Consider the following 19416-nt stretch of genomic DNA (forward strand, 5'->3'; position numbering starts at 1 on the left):
CAGTCGGCTGAAACCGGGTCGTCCGCGCTCTTCCTGCGGCGCGGGCTCCTAGCGCGAACCGGGGATCAGCAGGACCTGCCCGACGTTTATTACCGACACGTCGGCGATGTTGTTGGCGGCGGCCATTTCGTCAACGCTCACTCCGTAGAAGCCCGCGATGAGCGAAAGTGACTCGCCCGCCTGCACGACGTGTTCCAACTCGTCCGCGGCCGCCTCGGTCGGTCGGCGCGGCGGCGGCGGGGCCGGGATCTGCACCAGCGGCACCCCCAATTCGACGTCCTCGTACTCGGTCGCCGCCGCCCTCGCGCGCGGCGGCAGCGCCGGAGAAGTGACGACCGGCTCGATCTCGGCCGGTACCGGGACCGGCGAAGAAGATCCCCCCGCGACCCACCAGCTGCCCAGGCCGTAGCCGGCGGCGGCTCCGAGCAGGGCCAGGGTCGCGACCAGCAGCGGGAACAAAAGTGGTCGCCAATTGGCGCTCCGACCGCGCCGCGATCCGCTCATTCTGGGGTGACCGACGGGGATTGAACCCGCGACCTCTTGGGCCACAACCAAGCGCTCTGACCAACTGAGCTACGGCCACCATTCGTGCCACGGCGAACCGTTCGTGGCGGGAAAAAGTCTAGCAACGGTTTACGCGCTCCGTCCTGGCCAGGAAGCAGCCGGACCCGGCCGGCCACGGCGCCTAGTCCCGGTGCAGGCTCGGATCCTGGGACGATTCGTCCAGCAGATTTATGGCTCGGTGGATGCTGGAAAGATGGGTGTTGAGCCGGTGCTCGACGTCGCGCAACATGTTCATCGAATATGCGTCCATCTCGCGCCGCGCTTGCACGACCGCGTTCTGGGCGTCCTCGATCATCTGCTCGGCGCGGGCCTCGGCTTCGCGCACGATGGCCTCGTCGGAGATCATCCGATTGGCCTGCTCGCGGGCGTGGGTCAGGATCTGCTCGGCCTCGCGCTGGGCATCGCGCGGGATGGCTTCGCGTTCACGCATGATCCGGCGCGCGTCGCGGATTTCCTCGGGGATGTTGATCCGCATCTGGTCGATGATTTCCAACAGATCGGACTCGACCATCAGGATCTTGTTGCCGAACGGGATGCGCTGGGCTTCGAGGACTGTTTCCTCAAGTCGCTGAATCAGGCCGACCAGATCGCTCTGGGGGCCGGAAACAGGGTTAGCTTCGTCAATCATCGGCGGTTGGAAATTTTATCCGCTAGGGCCTTTGCAACATTGGCCGGAACCCAGGTCGAGACGTCCTGACCCAGCAGCGCGACTTCGCGGATTAGCGACGAGCTGATGAACGCGTCGCTGAGAGAGCTGATGAGGCAGATCGTGTCGATCGAATCGTCCAGGGCCTCGTTCATGTGGGCCAGCGAGAGCTCGTAATCGAAGTCGGTTGGCACCCGGATTCCGCGCACCAGCACGCCGGCGCCGATCTGCCGGGCGAACCCCACCGTGGTGCCGTCGTAGAGGCAGGCGGATACATTGGCGTGGTCCTCGAGTGCCGCAGTCATCAGCTCAAGTCGTTCGGCGGCGCTAAAGAGCGTCGGCTGGTCGGAGCCCTCGTACACCCCGACGGTGAGGCGATCGAACATGCGCGCTGCCCGGCTTATCAGACCCAGATGGCCGTTGGTGACCGGGTCGAACGTGCCTGGTACGAGGGCGTGCAATTCGAATTCCTCTCAGGGTCCGGTGACGGGCAATCGGCCTCGCCGGTCCGGGCGGCTCAATTCCCGTTTCCATTCTCTTCATCCGGGCCCGATCCCGCATCGACAACCAGCGTCAGCGCGCTGTCGCCGTAACGATAGTTGCCACAGATTCGAAATTCTCGTCCAGCAGATTCCACGGTCGACCGGGCCGAATGCTCCAAGACCGCCAGTCCGCCGCGGCCGAGCAGACCGCGTTCAATGATCGCGGCTAGGGCGTCCATTGCCGCGTCCAACTGCGCGTACGGCGGGTCCATTAGCACCAGGTCGAACGGGGGGCCGCCTGCGAATTCATCGATCCATCGCTCGACGCTCGAGCCGATGAAACGGCACCTACCTTCAACGGCGTCTTCGAGCTGGGCAAGGTTGCCCAGAACCATCTGCCGGGCCATGCGCGAGCGGTCAACCGCGACTACCTCGGCGGCGCCGCGGCTCAGTGCCTCGAATCCGAGGGCCCCGCTGCCGCAGTAGAGATCGGCGATCCGAAGGCCCTCGACCGGCCCGATCACGTTAAACAGGGACTCGCGCACCTTGGCCGAGGTCGGCCGGATTTTGGCGTCGCGGGAAGAGCGCAGGACCCGGCCGCGCAACTTGCCGCCGGTTATTCGCAGGCTGAGTCTGGCCAACTAAACGACCGCGCCGGCGCTTATGCTCAATCCCCCGGGCCCTGTCGCTGGCGCACTATCCGTTTCAGCAACCGGTGCTCGCGGCGCGCAAGTTCCGGGTCCGCTTTCAATGTCCGCTCGGCCCACCGCCGTGCCAGTTCGTTGGCGGCCGGGTTCTGCCAGGCCTTGATCACGTCCGGGTCGTACCCGCTCTGCCGGACCCCCAGCAACTCGCCGGGCCCGCGCAGGCGCAGGTCCACCTCGGCCAGCTCGAACCCGCTGTTGGTCTCGGTCATCGCCCGGAGCCGCTCGTTCTCGCTAGCATCCTGGCTGTCAGACATCAGCAGGCAGAGGCTTTCGCGCCGGCCGCGTCCGACCCGCCCGCGCAGTTGGTGCAGCTGGGCCAGGCCGAACCGCTCCGCGCCCTCGATCATCACCACCGTGGCATTGGGGACGTCCACGCCCACCTCCACCACCGAGGTGGTCACCAGGACCTTGGTGCGGCCGGCGCTGAACGCGTCCATTTGCGCCTGCTTGCGCACTGGCGGAAGCTGGCCGTGCAGAAGCCCAAGTCCCTCCCCCAGGCCGGACAGGGGTCCGCCGCGCAGACGCTTGTACTCGTCTTCGACGGAGCGCGCCGGAACCGACTCGGAGGCCTCGACCAGCGGACAGACGATGTACGCCTGGGCGCCGCTGGCAACTTCTGAGAGCAGCGTGTCGTAGGCGCGCTGGCGCTGCCGGGGGGATGCCAGGATGGTCTTAATCTCCCGGCGTCCGGCCGGGAGTTCGCGGATCTGGGAAACATCGATTTCGCTGCTGACCGCCGCCGCCAGGGTCCTGGGAATCGGGGTGGCGCTCATGATCAGGGTGTGCGGGTTGCCGTCGCCCTTGGCCCTGAGGGTCGCCCGCTGGCGGACCCCGAAGCGGTGCTGCTCGTCCACGATCACCAGGTTCAGGTTGGCGAACCGGGCCGCCTCCGAAACCAGCGCATGGGTGCCGACGACCACATCGACTTCCGCGTCAGCGACCCGGTCCCAGCTGCGCGTCTGCTCGCCCGGCGTGAGCGCGGCCGTGACCAGTTCGACCCGGACGCCGGCCGGGCCGAGCAACTGCTGGAGCGTTTGGTGGTGCTGGTTGGCCAGGATCTGGGTGGGCGCCATCAGCGCGCCCTGGAATCCCGCGCTGGCGGCCGCCAGCAGCGCGCACGCCGCCACCGCGGTCTTGCCGGATCCGACGTCGCCTTGCAGCAGGCGATGCATCGCAAACGGTTGCCGCAGGTCGTCCAGGATTTCGTCGATGGCCCGGCTTTGGCCGGCGGTGAGTGCGAACGGAAGTTCCGCGACGAACCCTTCGACCTTGGACTCGAACTCGCTGATCGCCTGACTGGAAGACTGCTCGCGCCAGCGCCGCCGCCGCCCCGCAGCTGCCAGGTGGTAGTAGAAGAGCTGGTCGAAATCCAGCCGCATCTGCGCCCGGTCGCGTGCCTCTTCGTCGGGTGGGAAATGCTTGTCGGCCAGGGCCCGGCGGCGGTCGGGCAGACCGGTCTCGGCGATGATTGCGGGCGGGAGCGGTTCGGGCAACTCGGGGAGCGCGTCCGCGATGATCCGCGCACTCCAGGCCCGCCGCTGCTTCTGGGTGATCCCGGGAACCTGCGGATAGATCGGCACGATCCGCCCGGCGTTGGGCGATCCCTCCGGGTTCAGTTCGTATTCGGGGCTGTTTAGCTTGCCCTGCCTGATCGCCCCGAAAAACGCCACCTGGCTGCGCCCGCGCAGGCTATCGGCCAGATAGGGCTGATTGAACCAGGTGGCCTGGATTCGGCCCGAACCATCGCTCAGGGTGGCGGTTGTCACGCTGAGTCCGCGCCGCGGGCGGCCAGTTGAAATCCGCACGACGTCGGCCAGCACGGCAACCGCGCCGTCCTGCGGGAGAGCGGCGATCTTGCCGAAGACCCGCCGGTCCTCGTAGTCGCGGGGGAACTTCCCAAGAAGATTCGAGCAAGTCTTTATTCCGCGTTCGGCAAGCGCGGCAATTTGCTTGGGATTGGCCCGGGGCAGCTGCGAGACCGGATCATTGAGTCGCACCCGGGCGCGGCGTCGGCTCGGTCTGCGCGGCGCCCGGTCCGCCTGCGCCACCTCCCGGGGAAGCCCCTGCAGGGCGTTTTCCAGACCGGCGCGGCGCTGCTCCTGGGATAGCCGCCCATAGTCGACCAGCGGCGCCAGCACCGTGGCCTGCGGGCCGCTCAGCTGACCCTGCAGCAGCGCACCCAGGCCGCCGGTCACCCTTTTGTCGCGGCAGCCATCTTCCAGTTCGGCGCGCAGGATCCGCGCCAGCGCGATCGGGTCGAGTTGCCTATTCGATGCCAATTACGAAGTCGTAGTGGTCCTGTCCACCGGCCAGCGTTTCAAATTCTGCCTCCGGCCACTTGCCCAGGAAATCATCCTCCAGCGCCGCCGCTTCGGACTCGGTCGCATCCGCGCCCCAGTAGACGCTGACGAACTCCGGATCCAGGTCGCCCAGGCCGGCCAGACCCACCGCGAGCGCTTGGCCGCGGTCATCGTGGGCGGCGACCACGTCGCCGTCGACCAGGACCATGTACTGGCCCTCGCCGACCTCGACTTCGTTGACGCGGGCGTCGCGGACCGCGCGGGTGACCTCGATTGACGTGGTTTGCCGGATCGCACCATCCATCGCCGCAAGATTGCGGTCGGCGGCCAGGGTCGGCACGTAGGCCAGGGCCGCCGCTAGTCCCTGCGGCACCGACTTGGAGGCCAGCACGTGGACTTTCTTTTCGGAGACCTCGGCGGCGCCTTCGGCGGCCAGGATTATGTTCTTGTTGTTGGGCAGCACCATGACTTCGTCGGTGGGAGCATCGGCAATCGCCGATGCGATCTCGGCGACCGAGGGATTCATCGTCTGGCCGCCCTTCACGACCGTCGCCCCGAAATCGGCGAACAGGCGCGCGAACCCCTCGCCGGCGGCAACCGCGACCAGGCCGGCCGGGGGCGGCGGAACCAGGTCGGGTTCGGGAGCCTGGACGGCGGCGAATTGGTCGGCCTGCTGAAGGTCCATGTTCTCGATCGAGATCCGCGACACGGTACCCAGCGGGACCGCGTAATTGAGGATCTGGCCGGGCATGTCGGTGTGTACGTGCACCCGGATCCGCGAGGGGTCGCCGACCACGACCGCCGAATCGGTGTTGGCGGTCATCCAGAGGCGCATCTCCTCGAGGTCCAAATCGTGCCCGTCGACCAGGAACTGGGTGCAAAAACCGTGCTCGTCGCCGGCGTGTTCGGCCGCGAACCGGGCGAATGCCTCCTCGTCGCGCTCGTCGGTGGCGCCCTCCGGCAGCTCCTCGCCGGCAAAGAACATGCGCAGGCCTTCGTAGATGACCGCCACGCCCTCCCCGCCGGCGTCGACGACGTTGGCCTCGGCCAGCACGGCAAGCTGCTGGGGAGTCTCAATCACCGCCTGGCGGGCGGCCCGGCTTACTTCGTCCAACAACCCCGCCAGGTCGGACTCGGGGAGATTGCTGGCAAGCGCGGTCTCGCCGGCCCGGCGGGCGACCGTGAGCATGGTCCCTTCGACCGGTTCGGCTACGGCGTCGTAACCGGCCAGGGCGGCTTCGTTGAACGCCTGCGCCAGGGCGCGATTGCCGATTACGTCCGACGATGCCAATCCGACCGATATGCCCCGGACGATCTGGGAGAGGATCACGCCGGAGTTGCCGCGCGCGCCCACCAGGGCCCCTTCGTAGGCGGCGCGGGCGACCGCGGCGGCCGAATCCGATCCCGACTCGCGCGCCGATTCCACCCCGGCCTGCATGGTCAGAAACATGTTCGTTCCGGTGTCCCCGTCGGGGACCGGGAACACGTTCAAGCGGTTGATGGGGGTCATGTTGGCCTGGAGCCAGGACAAAGCCATTTCCAGGGCCGCCAAAAGGTCCCTTCCATCGTTTTTGCCCGATGGAGCGGGGAAGGGATTTTGTGAGTCCATGCGCATCGCCAGTTACCAAGATCGCATATTATTCTGTGGTGCCAGCGCCCGGCGGGCGAAGGTTCGAATTTTCCGCCTGCTGCCGGTGCGCTCCCCGATTCGAGCGGCACCCGCTTCGCGAACGCAAGGGAATCTTTTTGGCAAAGTGTGACGTCTGCGGCAAGGGACGCCAGTTTGGCCGGCACATCCGGCACAAGGCGTCCGGGCAGTGGAAATACCGCGCCCCCAAGAAACCGCGCAGCTGGAAAGCCAACGTGCAGCGCCGCCGCATGCTGATCGGCGGCGTCCGCAAAAGGGTCAATATCTGCACCCGCTGCATCCGCAATACCGCCAAGACCACCGAGCGGCTGGGCGTCAGCGGCCTTTAACCGAGCTCGATCAGGCGGGCCCCGTCCCGTCCCCGGACGCGCCAGGCTTCCTGCGTTTCATCCGACTGGAATACACCTATGCCCGACATAAACACCGCTTTCATTCAGATGCCGATCGCCGACGTCGGGCGATCTCGAACCTTTTACGGCGAACTCGGATTTGAGTTCGACGAGATGTTCAGCGGCGACAACTCCGCCTGCGTGATCGTCGGCGACGGCGTCCGTCTCATGCTTATGTCGAGCGGGTTCTTTGCCAACGTGATTCCGGGCAAGCAGATCGCCGACGAAGCCTCGACCGAGGCGATCGTGTCGTTCAACTTGGCCGACCGCGCCGGCGTTGACGGATTCATCGCGGCCGCGATCGCAGCCGGCGGAAGTTCCTACCGCGAGACGATGGATATGGGCGGAATGTACGTGCGGGCCGTCCAGGATCCCGACGGGCACGTGCTCGAGGTCTTCGCCATGGGGGAAGGCTAGAAAACCCGGCGGAACCAATGCGCTCCGCGTTTATTGAATTGGCCCCGGGTTTCTTTTAGTCCGCGGCCGGGATCGTTCGGCGCGCCGCCGGTCGGGCAAAGCCGCGAAACCGGTTCGGGATCCCATCGTGCGCAATCATTCAAGCCGTGAATGATATTCATTCACGATACGAATGAATTGGCATTGACAAGGCGGGTCGAGAAGGCCGTATCCGAGCCGCGGGGGGTCATGCCGGTGGTCATCCTGGCTGGCGCCCGGCAATCCCGCAAGGCAACCCTGGCCCGAAAACGGATTGGCGCCGCGATCAGATTTGGCTTGACGATTTCGGCAATTCGGACGCGACTTGCCCTCTGCGGTGCTATTCGGTCGCGGCCAGCACCCTGAGCTCGGAAACCGCAGCCGCTACGCCGCCCTGGTGTCCGAATACCGCCGAACCGGCCACGAATACGTCAGCGCCGCTGTCGGCGCACTGCCTGATCGTTGCGGACCCCACCCCGCCATCAACCTCTATCAGGAATTTGGACCCGGTCTCCCGGCGAGCGGCGGCGGCGGCGGCGACCTTTGGCAGGCATTCGGGCATGAATGCCTGCCCTCCGGCCCCGGGTTCGACGGTCATGACCAGGATCAGGTCGAATTCCGGGGCGATCTGGTAGATCTTTGACAAGGGGGTTCCCGGCTTGATCGCCAGGCCCGGCCGCGAACCGCCCGCCCGGATGGTTGCGGCCATCGCCAAAGGGTCGGCGACCGCCTCCACGTGAAACGTCAAATAGCGCGGTCGCAGCGGCAGGATCTGCTCGACCTGGCCGGCGACGTCTTCGACCATCAGGTGCACGTCAAGCGGAATTTGCGAGGCGTCGGCCGCCGCCGCGCAGATCATTGCGCCGTAACTTATCGCTGGAACGAAGCGCCCGTCCATCACGTCGCAGTGGATTAGGTCGGCGCCGGCGCGCTCGCACGCCCTGATCGCAGTCCCCAGCTCCAGGAAATCGGCGCCCAGGATCGAAGGTGCGATCAACGCGTCCCGCCGAGGCGTCATCTCCCGAAACGCCCCAGCAGCCAGGGAATGCGCGACATCGCCATGACCGCCGAGGCGGCGTACGAGAGGGCCGCCGCGGTCAGGACCCGACGCACCGCCGGCAGCTCGTCCACCGAGAGCACGTTGGCGGCCACCAGGAGCCGCAGCGCCCGCCGCGAAGCGTCAAATTCCAGCGGCAGGGTAACTACCGCAAACGAGGCCGACAGCAGGAGCGAGAGGAAGCCGGCCACCAGCATGAACGGACCGACTCCGATTCGCAGCACCGCCGCGGCAATCCCGATCACCATCAGTAAAGTTCCCAGCGAGCTGGCGATCTGGGTCGCCCGCAGAAGCAGGTTGCGAACCACGATCAGCCAGGACCCGATCTTGTGCTGGGCGACGTGACCGACTTCGTGCCCGACGATCGCCAGGGCCGCGATCGAAGATTCGGAGTTCGTCTCCGGGCTGAGCCGGATGACCCCGGCCCCGGGATCGAAATGGTCGTTCAGGCTCCCCGCGATTACCTCGATACCGATTTCACGGGTGCCGGTCGCATAGAGGAGCAGGCGCGCGGCCTCGCCGCCGGTCACGCGCGAGGCCACCGGCATCGATCGGGCGGCGGCGTAGACGGCGTTCACATACTGCTTGATCACCAGCGCCAGCACGATCGGTGCGACCGCGGCGATCGCCAGGACCACCCGAGCCATCTATACCCCGCTCCCCGAGCGCACCCCGGCGCCGCGCGCAGCTTGGGGGTTCAGGATCAGTCGCGTCGGCCCAGCAGTATAAAGACCCAGTACAGGATCTGCATGAGCGACGCCGCCATCGCGGCCACGTAGGTCAACGCCGCCGCGTTCAGGACACGCCTGGAGGCGTCCAGTTCCTGCTGGTTGGTGATGCCGTTGTTCTGCAGCAACACCAGCGCGCGCTTGGAGGCGTCGAACTCAACCGGAAGGGTCACCAGCGAAAAAACCAGCGTCAGCGAGAAGAGCATCACGCCCAGCCAGGCGATGCTCTCGCCGATGGCCGCGCCCAGCATCATCATCACGAACCCGCCGATGATGACCAGGTAACCGAACGTGGACCCGAATCGGACCGCCGGGACCAGGGTGGAGCGCAGCACCAGGGCCGGGTAGCGCACCTGGTCCTGGATCGCATGACCGGTCTCGTGGGCCACGATCGCCATCGCGGCCACCGAATTCGAATCGTAGACGCCCTCGGAGAGGCACAGCGTCTTCTTGGCCGGATCGTAATGGTCGGAGAGCTGGCCGCCGACGCGCTCGATGCTCACCACGCCGCTATCGGCTAGCGCCTGGCGCCGCTCCGGATCTGCGCGCTGGCCGGGAGCGGTGTGCACCGACTCCAGCCCGACCGAGCGCAGCAGTCGCTGGGCGACCATGTAGCCCGGCAGGCCCGACGAGGTGGTCACCTGCGAATACTTGGCGTAGGTTCCCTTGACCCGCGACTGCGCCCAGAACATCAGGATCATCGCCGGGGCCATGAACAGGAGATAGAAGGGGTCGAAAAAGAACATCGGCTCTTGCCCTGGGTCCTTAGGCTAACTGGCTGATTTGCGCGCCGACCCCGACCAAGGCTGGGAAAGCAGGTTCTCGTAGCCCAGCACGAAGTCCTGGGCCGACATCGGTTTGCGGCCGGCCGGTTGGAGGGTGATTATTTCCAACAACCCGTCACCTGTACCTACGAAGATTCTCCCGTCGCGGACTTTCGCCTTGCCGGGCGAGACCCGGAGCTTTATCTCGTCGGCCAGCCGGCATTCGAGGATCTTGATGCTCTTGCCGGCAACCCGGGTGCGCAGACCGGGCCAACCCAGATAGGCCCGCCACTGGTCGAATATCCGCCGCGCCGGAAGCTGCCAGTCGACGTCGGCGAAATTGCGCTTGAGAATCGGGGCGAAGGTCGCGCGCTCCTCGTCCTGCGGGCGGGCGTCTTCGTAGCCTTCCTGCAGCTTCTCCAGCGTCTGGGCCAGCAGTTCGGCGCCTTCCACGGCCAGCCTGCGCGAGAGGCGCGGGGCGGTCTCCTCTTCCTCGATGGCCACTTCGCGCTGGGCCAGCATCGGGCCGGAATCGATCCCGGTATCCATGCGGATGACGGTGATGCCGGTGACGACCTCGCCGGCCGCGATCGCGCTCTGGATCGGCGAGGCGCCGCGATACAAGGGCAGCAGCGAGGGATGCAGATTCAGCACTCCGGCCGGCGCCAGCGAGAGGATCGGCTTGTTGAATTTCTTGCCGTAAGCAACCGCGACCAGGACGTCCGGCCGCAGCGAGCGCAGGTGGTCCAGCACCGGCTCGGCGTTGATGTCGTCCGGCTGGATAACCGGCAGCCGCAACGACCGCGCGACCGCCACGACCGGCGGCGGTTTCACCAACCGCGCCCGGCCGACCGGACGGGACGGCCGCGTAACCACCAGCGGAATTTCGTGGCGGTTCACCAACAGCCGTAGCGAGGGCGTGGCGAATTCGGCCGTGCCGAAGAAGATGACCCTCATGCCGGCGCGGCAGCTTCCTCGGCGGGCGCCGCTTCGGCGAACTGCAGTTCGCCGCCCTCGACGATCCTCTCGGTGAACATGATCCCGTCCAGGTGGTCGATCTCGTGCTGGATGATCCGTGCCAGGAAACCCTCCGCCGCCAGCGAGCGGGCGCGTCCCCGCTCGTCGAGGGCCTTAACCCGGATATTCAGATGGCGCTCGACCGGACCGAACCAGCCCGGCAGCGAGAGGCAGGCCTCGTCGGCCACCTCGGACCCGCTGGCCTTGGAGATGCGCGGGTTCACCAGGGTGAGGACTTCGGCGTCCTCGGATTCCTGACACACGATCAAGCGCAGCGGACGACCGACCTGCGGTGCGGCCAATCCCACACCGGAAGCCGATCGCATCGTTTCTTGCATATCGTTCGCCAGGCGCCGGACAGAATCGTCCACTTTGGGGACCCGTGCGGCCACGCGTCCCAGCATTGGGTGTTGTGCCGGCAGTATCGGCAATACCGCCATAACGCAATCGTTAATAGAAATCGACCGGATCGACATCCACCACCCAACCACCGTGGGGGATGCCGAAAACCGGGCGTAATTGGCCCGGTCCAGATAGCACAATCATATGCCAGCGGAAGATTCCCCTCTGTCGCCACACCTGGCACTGGGCCGGTCCCCAAATCTGGGGCGGGTCATCGCCGCCGTCCGAATCGACCAGTTTCGATTCGATCTGCTCGCTCAACGCCAGCGCTTCGGATTCGGCCCGCTGGGGTTGCCGGTTGCCGATCACGAACCGGGTAAGTTCGCGGAACGGCGGCATCCGGTAACGCCGCCGTAGTTCGATTTCGGTGCGGAAGAACTTCAGGTAGCTGCCGGTGCGGACCGCTTCCAGGACGTAGCTTTCGCTGTCGCGGGCCTGCAGCAGCATCGTTCCCTCGATGTTGTCGGCCAGGGTCACGTCGCGCAGCCGCGAGAGAGTCTGGTACACCCTTTCGGGGGCCTGGTAATCGGGGAAATTCAGTCCGAAGTCGGCCTGGACGACGCCCAGCAGATCGGCGCGCAGGTATTCGGCGAACGCCAGCAGGCGGGTGGTTCCGACCAGGATGTTGACCACCCCGCGCGAGAACCGTTGCGCGTTGCGCTGGCAGGCCTGCGGGCTAAGGTCCGAATCGATCCGGTCGATTCGCGCCCGCGGCATCAGCGAGCGCAACGCTCGCACCACCGATTGGGTGCCGTAGCCGTACGTCCGCAGCGCCGGCGAACCGCATTCCGGGCAGGCCTCGGGCGGCGGGCTGGAATCGCCGCAGATGTGACAGACGAGGGCGTCGCGGTCCTCGTGCCAGAAGAGCGAGGCCGAACAATAGCGACAGGTGCAGCGAAAACCGCACTCGCGGCAGGCGGTCGCGGTGGCTGATCCGCGGGTGGCAACGTGCACGACCGAGCGCTGCCCGGCGGCGAACGCGGTCTCCAGCGCCTCGCAGAGGTCCTCGGAGATCATTCCGCCCGGTCCCATCAGGGTTGCCGAGCGCATATCGATGATCTGGGCCACTCCGGATCCGGCGGCGTTGCCCCAGCCGCGGCCGACCTTCATCCGCAGCTGACGCAACAGGCGGGCCGACCGCAGCAGGACGAAACGGATCGTCTCGTGTTCGACTTCGTTGAAGGTCGATACCAGCGGCGTGGCGGTCCCCAGGACCATGGGTATGTCGGCGATCCGGGCCAGCTCCCGGGCGGCCTGGGCGGCGCTGACGGTGCGCAGCGGGGCCGCTTTGTAAAGCCGGTCTTCCTCGCGGTCGACGATCACCAGCCCGAGGTTCGTAAGCGGGGCCCAGACCGCCGGCGGGTGACCGATAAGTACGTCCACCTCGCCGGCCCGCAACGCCCGCCACAATCCCACCCGCTGGCTGGGGGTGGTTGCATCGGAAAGAACCACCGAGCGTCCGGAAAGCTCCGGGATAAGGGCCCGGCCCAGCGCCGCCGCCTCGGCCTGGCTGGGGGCCAGCAACAGCACCTGGCGATCGGCGGCAAGCATCCGGTTGATCACCCGCAGGTAGGCGGGCAGGCGTTCGGCCAGCCGGCCCTGCAGCAGCAGGGAACCGTAGACGGGGCGCTCCAGGAATCCCTCCAGGGCGTTCTGGGCGGCCAGGTCCTCCATGTCCTCGCCGGGGTATTTGCCCAGCTCCGGCAGGGCGAAGCGCCTTCGCAGGTCGACCCAGCCGGTCCGGGCCAGGTTTTTCAGCGACGCCCGCGAGCCGCCGGCTGCGAGCAGATCTCGCACCGCCACCGGTTCTCCGGCGGCGATCAGCCGCAACAGCAGGCGGCGCTGCGCCGGCGCCCGGGCCAGGTCCTGGATGCGGGCCAGGGCCTCGGCCGGCGGAATCGTCAACTCGGCCACCGGGGTGCCGGTCTCCGGCAGCTCCAGCTGGCTCCACCGTCGCAACCGCCCCAAACCCACCAGCTCGTTCAGAGCGTTGGCCGAAACCGGCCGGCCGACCTGGGCCGTGATCTCGGCGCGGGTGCCCACCCGCAGCTCCTCCAGCGCGGCCACGATCGAGCGGCGGTGCCGGCTCAGCCCGTCGGCTTCGGCCGCCGGGGCCGAGGCGAATCGGTGGCTCACGTACTTGCCAATCCGCGGCGGCAACATCGCCTCCAGGACCGAACCGATCGGGGTCGCGAATCGATCGGCCGTCCAGGCCGCCAGGTGCCGCTGCAGCTGTGGCACCAGCGACGCCAGTTCCAGGATGGCCAGGACCGGCTTGGTGCGCAGCGGCGGGGGCTCCTCGCTGACCCCGAATACCACTCCGAGCAGCTCCCGGCGTCCGAATTCGACCAGCACCAGCTGTCCGGGGGCTATCTGGCGGGCGAACTGGGCGCGCGCCTGATAGCTGAACAATTGCGAACCGCGGATCGGCGAGCCCAGCACCGCCACCTCGGCGTAGCGGACCGCCTCCGGTCGGGCAGAATCCCGGTCTTCGCTCAAGACGCGCCGCCGATGATCGCGGCGATTTCGGCAACCGCCTGATCCAGCCGGTCGCGCCGGTTCACCACCTGATGCTGGCAAGTGCGCCCGAACTGATCGTCGGCGGAAAGCTGGGCTTGGCGCGATCGCAGCGATTGCTCGTCCTCGCCCCTTTCGCGCAGCCGGCGCTCCAGCTCGGCCGAGTTTTCGGCGCGCAGGAATATCACCGGGACTGCGGGGATCTGCTCGCGGACCGCCGCCGCGCCCTGCGGGTCGATCCGCAGGATCACGTCGTGTCCGGCCCTCAGCAGGCGATCGACTTCGGCCCGCGGCGTCCCGTAGCGGCGGCCGAATACCCGGGCCCATTCCAGGAACCGGCCCTCGGCCAGCCAACGGTCGAATTCGGCGTCGCTGATGAAGTAATGATTAACCCCCTCGCGCTCGTTGGGGCGTGGAGCGCGCGTGATTGCCGTTACCGCCCGCCGCAGATTGGGAATCCGCGCCAGCAGCCCTTCGATGACCGCATCCTTGCCCGAACCCGAAGATCCGGTCAAGACGAACAATCGTCCTTGTGCCGGGATTGCCAAACCCGCTCCGATTTCTTATACATAAGGGCGTTTCGCCCAATTTTGCAGGTCGTAGTTTCAGTGGCACTCCCGTCCCTCGCCGTAGACGTGAACCCGCTAGCCGGGGCCGGGGCCGGGGAGCATGTTGAGCGCCGCTTCGAGGTAGTCCTCGGCGACATTGTGCCGGAGATGACCGGTCCGGTGCGCGGCCAGGTGCGGGCCTACCGGTCGGAGGCCGAAATCCTGGTGGCCGGTTCGCTGGAGGCGGAGGTCGCCGAGGAGTGTCGTCTCTGCCTGGAATTGCTTCCGCGCGGCCTGGCACTGGATGTATCGGGCAGGTTCCTGCGGGCCGGCCGGCCTGAACTTGACCCCAATGCCGCTGCCTTCGATCCCGACGCGGGCGTGATCGCCGAAGACGGGCACATCGATCTGGCCGACCTGGTGGCGCAGACGATCCTGGGTGCGCTCAACCCGTTTCCCGACTGCGCGGGCTCCTGCGATCGCTATAGCCAAGTAAAATCTGCCTTCACGGCCCCTTCGGACCCAGCCGCCACCGACCCGCGCCTGGCACCGTTCAAAAACCTGCTGGCCGAGATCATCTCCGAGAAGCCGCCATCCGAGGACGCATAGATGGGCGCACTGCCAAAGCAAAAGATCACGCGTCGGCGTCGCGGCAATCGCCGCGCCCACCACGCCCTCAAGGTGCCGCAGCTGCAACCGTGCATGAACTGCGGCGCGCTGGCCCCGTCGCACGTGGTCTGCCAGGCTTGCGGCTACTACCGCGGAACCGACGTCGTCGGCCTCGACCGCCCAAACCTTAAGTACCGCTAGCTACAGCCCTCCGGGGTCGCGCGCCCCGCTAAAGGGCCCATCGCGCCGATGCCAGCATCGTACGCACTCCTCTTTCCCGGTCAGGCCTCGCAGAAGGTCGGGATGGGTCGGGCCCTGGCCGCGGATTCGCCGAGCGCGGCGGCCGTGTTCGCCCTCGCCGAAGAGGTGACCGGGCTCCCGATTACGCGGCTGTGCTTCGAGGGGCCGGACCGGGATCTGGTCCGGACCGAATTCCTTCAGCCCTGCCTGGCGGCCACCAGCCTGGCGACGCTGGCGGCGGCGCTGGAGGAAAGCGGTGCGCAGGACCCGTCAGCCCCGGATTCGCTGGCGTCGGTCCCCAATCCCCCGCGGGCCCTGGCCGGACACTCGGTGGGCGAGATTCCGGCCCTGGCGGCTGCCGGAGCGCTGGAGCTCCGGGACGCCTTCAAGGTCGTTGCCGAACGCGCCCGCGCGATGGCCGAGGCCGGCGAAGCCAATCCCGGCGGGATGCTCGCGCTCATCGGCGGCGACCTCGAAGGGGCCTACGCCCTCTGCGAGCTGGTCGACGCCGGTGGCCCGGGTTTCCGTCTGGGGGTTGCCAATCTCAATGCCCCCGGTCAGACCATCGTCGCCGGGGCTCCCGAAGCCTTAAAGGAGGCGGCCGACATAGCCCGCGAGTGGGGATTCCGCCGGGCCCTCGAGTTGCCGGTGAGCGCCGCCTTCCATACCCCGTACATGGAACCGGCCCGAAGTCGGCTCGCTGAATTGATCAAAGATCTGCCGGTCCGCGACCCCCGGATTCCGGTCGTTTCGAACGTCTCCGGCGACCTGATTTCGGACGCGGCCTCAGTGCGCGAGGAGATCTGCGCCCAGGTCGTCGCCCCGGTGCTGTGGTCCCGGTCCGTGCAACTGCTCTTCTCGGAGGGGATAACATCGTTCTTTGAAGTCGGGCCGGGCAACGTGCTCTCAGGTCTGCTGCGCCGTATCATTCCCTCCGCCAGAGGGATCCAGGTCGGCGAGCCGGAACAGCTGCGCTCGCTGGCCGATTCGCTAAATGGCACCATTCATGGATGACCGAGAACTTACCGGCAAGACCGCGCTCGTAACCGGCGCCTCGGGGGCGATCGGGTCCGAGATCGCCCGCGCCCTGGGCGGCGCCGGCGCCACGGTTCTGGTGCACTACAACTCCAACGCCGCGGCGGCCGCGGAACTCTGCGCCGAAATCGAGTCGCTGGGCGCCGGCGCGCAGGCATTCGCGTCCGACCTGTCCACCGAATCCGGCGCCGGTGATCTGTTCAAGGAAATCAACGCCGCCGGCCACGGCGTGCAGATACTGGTCAACAACGCCGGGATAACCCGCGACGGCCTGCTAGCGCGAATGAAAGAAGAGGACTGGCAGGCGGTACTGGAGACGAACCTTTCGTCGGCGTATCGGACTTCGCGCGCGGCCCTGCGTCCGATGGTGCGCGGACGCTGGGGGCGGATCATCAACATCTCCTCGGTCGCCGGAATTAGCGGCAACCCCGGCCAGGCCAACTACTCGGCCGCCAAGGCCGGCATGATCGGCTTCACCCGCGCCCTGGCGCGCGAGGTCGCGGCCCGTTCGATCACGGTCAACGCGGTGGCCCCGGGGTTTATCGAATCGCCCATGGCGGCCGCGGCCGGCGAGCAGTTGCTGGAGCGCGTCCGCGAGATGATCCCGCTCGGGCGCCTGGGCGAGCCGGCGGAGGTCGCCGCCGCGGTCAGGTTCCTGGCCTCGGAGAAGGCTTCGTACATCACCGGCCAGGTCCTGGTGGTCGACGGCGGGCTGGCAATGTGAGGGCGGCTTGCGATGTTTGAAAAGATCCTGATCGCCAACCGCGGCGAGATCGCGGTCCGCATCATCCGCGCCTGCCGCGAGATGGGTATCAAGACTGCCGCCGTCTACTCCGAGGCCGACGCCGCCAGCATGCACGTGCGACTGGCCGACGAGTCGGTCTGCATCGGGCCTGCCGCCGCCGCCGAGAGCTACCTGCACGTGCCCAACATCATCGCCGCCGCCCGCAACGTCGGCGCCGAGGCCATCCACCCGGGCGCCGGTTTCCTGGCCGAGAGCGCGATGTTCGCCGAAGTCTGCCGCGAGTATGAAATCGCCAACATCGGTCCGACCCCCGAGCAGCTGGCCGCCGCCGGCAACAAGTCGGCCGCCATCGAGGCCGCCCGCGACGCCGGCCTCCCGATCCTGGAGTCGTCGTCCGAGCCGCTGCGCGACCTTCGCACCGCCCGCGACGCCCTGGCCGAGCTCGGCACCCCGGCGATGCTCAAGGCCGCCGCCGGTGGAGGCGGGCGCGGCATGCGCCAGATCCGCAACTTCTCGCAGCTGATGACCGCGTTCCCGCAGGCCCAGTCCGAGGCCGCGGCGGCGTTCGACAGCGGCGACCTCTACCTCGAACGGCTGGTGGAAGGCGCCCGCCACGTCGAGATCCAGATCCTGGGCGACGGGCGCAACGTTCGGCACCTGGGCGAACGCGACTGCTCGGTCCAGCGCCGCCACCAGAAGGTCATCGAAGAGGCGCCATCGCCTTCGCTGAACGACAAGCTGCGCCGCCGCATCGCCTCGGCCGCGACCAAGCTCGCGCGGTCGCTCAAGTACGAGAGCGCCGGAACGGTCGAGTTCCTGGTCGACAAGGACGACAAGCACTATTTCATCGAATTGAACGCGCGCATCCAGGTCGAGCACCCGGTCTCGGAAGCCCTGACCGGCATCGATCTGGTGCAGTGGCAGATCCGAATCGCCGCCGGCGAGCGGATCGATTTCAAGCAGGGCGACGTGAAGCCCAACGGCCACGCGATCGAGTGCCGGCTGATCGCCGAGGACTCCGAGAACGACTGGGTGCCCTCGGCCGGCCTGGTGTCCAAGCTCAGCCTGCCGGGGGGTCCCGGGGTTCGCGTCGATTCGCACGTCTACGCCGGCTACCAGGTCCCGACCCAGTACGATTCGCTCCTGGCCAAGATCATCTGCCACGGGCGCGACCGCGACGCTGCAATCGCGGCAACGCGCACCGCCCTGGCCGAGGTGGAAGTCGGCGGCATCGCCACCAACCTGCCTTACCTCAAGCGGGTCATGGACGACCCCGATTTCGTCGCCGGACGGCACACCCTCGACGAGATGCCCGGTCAGGCGGCTCCCGAACCGGCCGGGGCATAGATGGCGGGCCCGGTGCGGTACCGCCACGAACGCTACGACGCGCGCCGCTGCGCGTTCCAGGCCCTCTATGCGGCCAGCGTCTCCGATGAAGACCCGCTGGCAATCCTGGCCGGGGTCGACGGCGGGGACCTGCTCAATTCCGCCGGCTTGGAGTTCGCGCGCTCGCTGCTGTCGACCCACGCCGATCATGCCGATTCGATCTACCAGCAGATCAGCGAGGCGACCGAGTGGGAGCTCGTGCACGAATCGCCGGTGGAGCTCTCGATCCTGGGCCTGGCCGCGGCCGAACTGATCTCGGGACAGACACCGCCGGCGGTGGTGATCAACGAGGCGGTGGAATTGGCCAAGCTCTATGCCTCGCCGGCCGCGTCCGGCTACATCAACGGGATGTTGCGGACAATTGCCGAGCGTAACGCTCCCGCCGGCAGGACCCCGCAACCGGACAACTGATGGCTACCTCGCAACCGATCGACCCGTCCGCCCAGAACCAGCGCGACGAAGGGATGATGACCCTTCGTGAGCACCTGGTCGAGTTCCGCTGGCGGCTGACGATCTCGGTGGTGGCGATCCTGGTCTGTTCGCTGACTTTCTGGCCGTTCAAGGATTTCATCTTCGACATCCTGCAGTCCCCGCTGGGCCAGGATGTGCACCTGCAGCAGATCGAGCCCACCGAGGCCTTCTTCTCATTCTTCAAGGTCGCGGTCCTGGGCGGGATCGGAATCGCATCCCCGGTCGTGCTCTACCAGATCATGGCCTACGTCTCGCCCGGGCTTTATCCGAACGAGAAACGCATCTTCTACGCCTCGATCCCGGCGATGCTGGCGATGTTCTTCATCGGCGTGATGTTCTGCTGGTTCGTGATTCTCAGGTTCACCTTGAACTTCCTGACCGGATTCGCGCCCGAGGACATCAATACCGAGCTGAGCATCGATTCCTATGTCAGCTTCGTCGCCCGGATGTTGCTGGTGGTCGGACTGGTGTTCGAGACTCCGTTCGCGATATTTCTGCTGGCCAAGTTCCGAATCGTTTCGGCCCAGCGCCTCAAGGGCTTCAGGCGTTATGCGATAGTCGTCATCGTGATCCTGGCGGCGGTGATTACCCCGACGCCCGACCCGTTCACGCAGATGGCGGTGGCGATCCCGATGTACGCCCTCTACGAGCTGGGCGTCCTGCTGGCCGGCCTTGCGCGGACCGAAGCCCCGCCGGCGAGTTCGGAGTCGACTAGCAGCAGCTAGG

General features: G+C 67.0%; 22 protein-coding genes and 1 tRNA gene. 9 read left to right on the forward strand and 14 right to left on the reverse strand.

Annotation, left to right across the window (positions count from 1 at the left end):
• Positions 1-48: 48 nt before the first annotated feature.
• The 7 genes from F4X41_04945 to F4X41_04975 all read right to left on the reverse strand — a co-directional run bounded on the left by F4X41_04945 (position 49) and on the right by F4X41_04975 (position 6314).
• Positions 49-459, reverse strand: coding sequence for a LysM peptidoglycan-binding domain-containing protein (locus tag F4X41_04945; protein MYB16365.1), 411 nt, complete (start codon positions 457-459; stop codon positions 49-51).
• A gap of 47 nt (positions 460-506) precedes the next feature.
• Positions 507-583: transfer RNA gene (locus F4X41_04950), tRNA-His, on the reverse strand.
• Between the two features lie 102 nt (positions 584-685).
• The gene (locus F4X41_04955; protein MYB16366.1) at positions 686-1192 is read right to left on the reverse strand and encodes an ATP synthase F0 subunit B; all 507 of its coding nucleotides are present in this window, start codon (positions 1190-1192) and stop codon (positions 686-688) included.
• Positions 1189-1671, reverse strand: a complete 483-nt coding sequence (gene coaD / locus F4X41_04960) for a pantetheine-phosphate adenylyltransferase (protein ID MYB16367.1) — start codon at positions 1669-1671, stop codon at positions 1189-1191. Before coaD ends, F4X41_04955 begins: the two co-directional genes overlap by 4 nt.
• 56 nt (positions 1672-1727) lie before the next feature.
• On the reverse strand, positions 1728-2333 hold the full coding sequence (gene rsmD, locus F4X41_04965) for a 16S rRNA (guanine(966)-N(2))-methyltransferase RsmD (GenBank protein ID MYB16368.1): 606 nt from the start codon (positions 2331-2333) through the stop codon (positions 1728-1730).
• Between the two features lie 26 nt (positions 2334-2359).
• Complete coding sequence (recG, locus tag F4X41_04970; GenBank protein ID MYB16369.1) at positions 2360-4678, reverse strand: ATP-dependent DNA helicase RecG; 2319 nt, start codon at positions 4676-4678, stop codon at positions 2360-2362.
• The gene (locus F4X41_04975) at positions 4665-6314 is read right to left on the reverse strand and encodes a DAK2 domain-containing protein (GenBank protein MYB16370.1); all 1650 of its coding nucleotides are present in this window, start codon (positions 6312-6314) and stop codon (positions 4665-4667) included. The genes recG and F4X41_04975 overlap by 14 nt, the downstream gene beginning before the upstream one ends.
• A gap of 131 nt (positions 6315-6445) precedes the next feature.
• On the opposite strand from F4X41_04975, the gene F4X41_04980 reads away from it, so the two are divergent.
• Both F4X41_04980 and F4X41_04985 read left to right on the forward strand, forming a co-directional pair.
• Entirely contained in the window at positions 6446-6676 is a 231-nt protein-coding gene (locus tag F4X41_04980; GenBank protein MYB16371.1) for a mitochondrial large ribosomal subunit protein bL28m, read from the forward strand.
• A 78-nt stretch (positions 6677-6754) separates the two neighbouring features.
• Positions 6755-7153 (forward strand): hypothetical protein, encoded by a 399-nt coding sequence (locus F4X41_04985; GenBank protein MYB16372.1) that lies wholly within the window; start codon positions 6755-6757, stop codon positions 7151-7153.
• 358 nt (positions 7154-7511) lie between these two features.
• On the opposite strand, the gene rpe is transcribed toward F4X41_04985, so the two are convergent.
• Genes rpe through F4X41_05020 form a run of 7 tightly spaced genes read right to left on the reverse strand, consistent with a single transcriptional unit; the run spans position 7512 to position 14216 of the window.
• Entirely contained in the window at positions 7512-8189 is a 678-nt protein-coding gene (gene rpe / locus F4X41_04990; GenBank protein MYB16373.1) for a ribulose-phosphate 3-epimerase, read from the reverse strand.
• On the reverse strand, positions 8186-8875 hold the full coding sequence (locus tag F4X41_04995) for a zinc metallopeptidase (GenBank protein MYB16374.1): 690 nt from the start codon (positions 8873-8875) through the stop codon (positions 8186-8188). The genes rpe and F4X41_04995 overlap by 4 nt, the downstream gene beginning before the upstream one ends.
• Positions 8876-8931: 56 nt before the next feature.
• Positions 8932-9702, reverse strand: a complete 771-nt coding sequence (locus F4X41_05000; protein MYB16375.1) for a zinc metallopeptidase — start codon at positions 9700-9702, stop codon at positions 8932-8934.
• 24 nt (positions 9703-9726) lie between these two features.
• Complete coding sequence (locus tag F4X41_05005) at positions 9727-10677, reverse strand: methionyl-tRNA formyltransferase (protein MYB16376.1); 951 nt, start codon at positions 10675-10677, stop codon at positions 9727-9729.
• Positions 10674-11177 carry a peptide deformylase gene (def, locus tag F4X41_05010; GenBank protein MYB16377.1) on the reverse strand — a complete coding sequence of 168 codons (504 nt, stop codon included), beginning with the start codon at positions 11175-11177 and terminating at the stop codon, positions 10674-10676. Before def ends, F4X41_05005 begins: the two co-directional genes overlap by 4 nt.
• 10 nt (positions 11178-11187) lie before the next feature.
• Entirely contained in the window at positions 11188-13638 is a 2451-nt protein-coding gene (priA, locus tag F4X41_05015; GenBank protein MYB16378.1) for a primosomal protein N', read from the reverse strand.
• A complete protein-coding gene (locus tag F4X41_05020; GenBank protein MYB16379.1) occupies positions 13635-14216 on the reverse strand; it encodes a guanylate kinase in 582 nt (193 codons plus the stop codon). Before F4X41_05020 ends, priA begins: the two co-directional genes overlap by 4 nt.
• 48 nt (positions 14217-14264) lie before the next feature.
• Between F4X41_05020 and F4X41_05025 the strand changes: the two genes are divergently transcribed.
• Genes F4X41_05025 through tatC form a run of 7 tightly spaced genes read left to right on the forward strand, consistent with a single transcriptional unit; the run spans position 14265 to position 19415 of the window.
• Complete coding sequence (locus F4X41_05025) at positions 14265-14813, forward strand: DUF177 domain-containing protein (GenBank protein ID MYB16380.1); 549 nt, start codon at positions 14265-14267, stop codon at positions 14811-14813.
• Positions 14814-15014, forward strand: a complete 201-nt coding sequence (locus F4X41_05030) for a 50S ribosomal protein L32 (protein MYB16381.1) — start codon at positions 14814-14816, stop codon at positions 15012-15014.
• Positions 15015-15062: 48 nt separating this feature from the next.
• Positions 15063-16067: an ACP S-malonyltransferase gene (locus F4X41_05035; GenBank protein MYB16382.1), complete on the forward strand. Its 1005-nt coding sequence runs from the start codon at positions 15063-15065 to the stop codon at positions 16065-16067.
• Complete coding sequence (fabG, locus tag F4X41_05040; protein MYB16383.1) at positions 16060-16812, forward strand: 3-oxoacyl-[acyl-carrier-protein] reductase; 753 nt, start codon at positions 16060-16062, stop codon at positions 16810-16812. The genes F4X41_05035 and fabG overlap by 8 nt, the downstream gene beginning before the upstream one ends.
• Before the next feature lie 12 nt (positions 16813-16824).
• Complete coding sequence (locus tag F4X41_05045) at positions 16825-18180, forward strand: acetyl-CoA carboxylase biotin carboxylase subunit (GenBank protein MYB16384.1); 1356 nt, start codon at positions 16825-16827, stop codon at positions 18178-18180.
• Positions 18181-18630, forward strand: coding sequence for a transcription antitermination factor NusB (nusB, locus tag F4X41_05050; protein MYB16385.1), 450 nt, complete (start codon positions 18181-18183; stop codon positions 18628-18630).
• A complete protein-coding gene (gene tatC / locus F4X41_05055) occupies positions 18630-19415 on the forward strand; it encodes a twin-arginine translocase subunit TatC (protein MYB16386.1) in 786 nt (261 codons plus the stop codon). The genes nusB and tatC overlap by 1 nt, the downstream gene beginning before the upstream one ends.
• Position 19416: the final 1 nt, after the last annotated feature.

Source organism: Chloroflexota bacterium, assembly GCA_009840625.1.
Classification (GTDB): Bacteria; Chloroflexota; UBA11872; order UBA11872; family VXNJ01; genus VXNJ01.